Here is a 1,998-nt window from a genome sequence, read left to right on the forward strand (position 1 = left end):
TCGGGGGCTTGAGCGTAACGATGGGGCAAGAAAAAGCCCCCGCGCTGCGCTAACAGCCGAGGGCGTGATTGAAACCTAAAAGGGAGGATGGTTCCAATGAGCCACAATCTATCAACAACCGCCGACTTTGCCAAGCACTATACGTCTCTTGGTTTTGCTCTTGTTGCGATACCAGCGGGCAGCAAAGCGCCAACGTCATTTGGCTGGCAGACGAAAGCCACGGCCCCAGAGTTTTGGGATAGCAATCCGAGCCATAACATTGGGCTGCTTCACAGCCTAAGCGGGACGGTGGCGCTTGATATTGACCACATGCTGAACACCCGCACCATCTTTGAGGGGCTTGGGATTGATCTGGATGCTATCCTTGAGAATGCGCCTCGCATTGTTGGGCGTCCAGATCGGGGGAAGGCTCTGTTTGCTGCTCCCGATGGGGATCCGCTCACCACCCGCAAGATAAGCTGGCCAGTTGACGGTGATCCTCGCCGCACTGAGGTTGTGTTTGAATTGCGGGCGGGATCGGTTCAAGACGTCCTGCCGCCGTCCATACACCCCGATACAGGCCAACCTTACACTTGGGCAGGGGCTGACATAGCAAACGGCCTTCCTGAGCTTCCTGAGCAGCTTTTAACGATCTGGCGGCAATGGGATAGGTTCAGGCCGCAGCTGGCTGATTTATGCCCTTGGAAGCGCACGCCCGAGTTTAAGCCACCGAGCGCCAAAATGCGGCGGGTTGGCAATGAGACGCAAGATGTTATCGGCAAGTATAACGATGCCGTTCCTATGGCGCAGGCATTGACTGAGGCAGGGTATCGCCAGATAGGCAATCGCTGGCTTTCCCCCAACAGCACCAGCAAGATTGCGGGGGTTGTTATCTTTGACGATGGTCGGGCTTATAGTCACCACGCAAGCGACCCGTTTGATCTGGATCACAGCTTTGATGCTTTCGAGGTCTTTTGCCAGTATCAGCACATGGGGAACGCAGGGGCGGCGGTAAAGGCGGCTGCGGAGTTTCTGGACATCAAAAGCCTGCCACAAGGGCCAAGTGAGGAAGACCGTGAGGCCATGCGGCACGGTGCTAGTGTGGCGGCCAATATCATGGGCAAGGGCAAGGCCGAAAGCGGCGGCATTCCGAGCCATCTTTTGACCGTGCCAGGCGTTCTTGGCGAGGTTGTGAAATACAGCGCTGAGACCTGCATCAAGCCGCAACCTCAATTTGATGTGCAAACGGCTTTGGCTTTGGGAGCTGTCTCTATGGGGCGGCGTTTTATCACCGACAACAACAACATGAGCGGGCTTTTCTTTTTGAATATCGGCAAAACGGGCTGCGGCAAAGAACACGCCAATACGGTTATTGAGGATGTGCTTAGGGCCAGCGACAAGAAAGAGCTGCGCGGGCCAAACGGCTATACCAGCGCAACGGGTGTTTTATCTGCACTTTTGGCAAAGCCTGCTCATCTGGCGGTCATTGATGAGTTTGGGGCCATGCTGCAATCAGCGGGGGCCAAGGGCAATCAACACAAGAAAGACGCCCTGACAATGATGATGGAGGCATTCGGGAGGCAGACCAAAACCATTCGCAATTTGAGCTATGCAACTATTGGCATGACGGAAAACCAGAAAAAAAGCATGGAGGTCGAGGTGAATAGGCCGTCTCTGTCGGTGATTGGCATGACTACACCTGAGACGTTTTATGATGCTTTGAGCGGCAAGGACATTGCCAGCGGGTTTTTGAACCGCTTTGTGATTGTGGAAAGCAAGCGGCGGCGGGGACTGTCTCGCAAGCCGTCTCGCATTGATCCACCAGCAAGCGTCATTGCATGGGTTAAGGCGTGCAGCGAGGCCAGCGGCGATGCTGGCAATTTGCAGGACAACGGCCCAGAGTTTCCGCCAGAGCCTGTGCTTGTTCCGTTTACATCTGGAGCCGAGCGGCTCTTTCGGGAGTATGAGCAGTTGATCATTGATCGGCAGGACGCCATGAAAATGGAAATTCAGGCCGAC

1 protein-coding gene and 1 pseudogene are annotated in these 1,998 nt (G+C 55.2%); both read left to right on the forward strand.

The genetic code is table 11. The features are described 5' to 3' along the window. Positions 1–96: 96 nt before the first annotated feature. Positions 97–558: pseudogene (locus tag VGP75_RS20630) on the forward strand (bifunctional DNA primase/polymerase); the annotation flags it as partial. A gap of 537 nt (positions 559–1,095) precedes the next feature. Next, positions 1,096–1,998 (forward strand): DUF3987 domain-containing protein (locus VGP75_RS11430; protein ID WP_327543785.1); only part of this gene is annotated, 903 nt, incomplete at its 3' end.

It is taken from the genome of Yoonia sp. (genome assembly GCF_036007805.1).
Lineage (GTDB): Bacteria > Pseudomonadota > Alphaproteobacteria > Rhodobacterales > Rhodobacteraceae > Yoonia.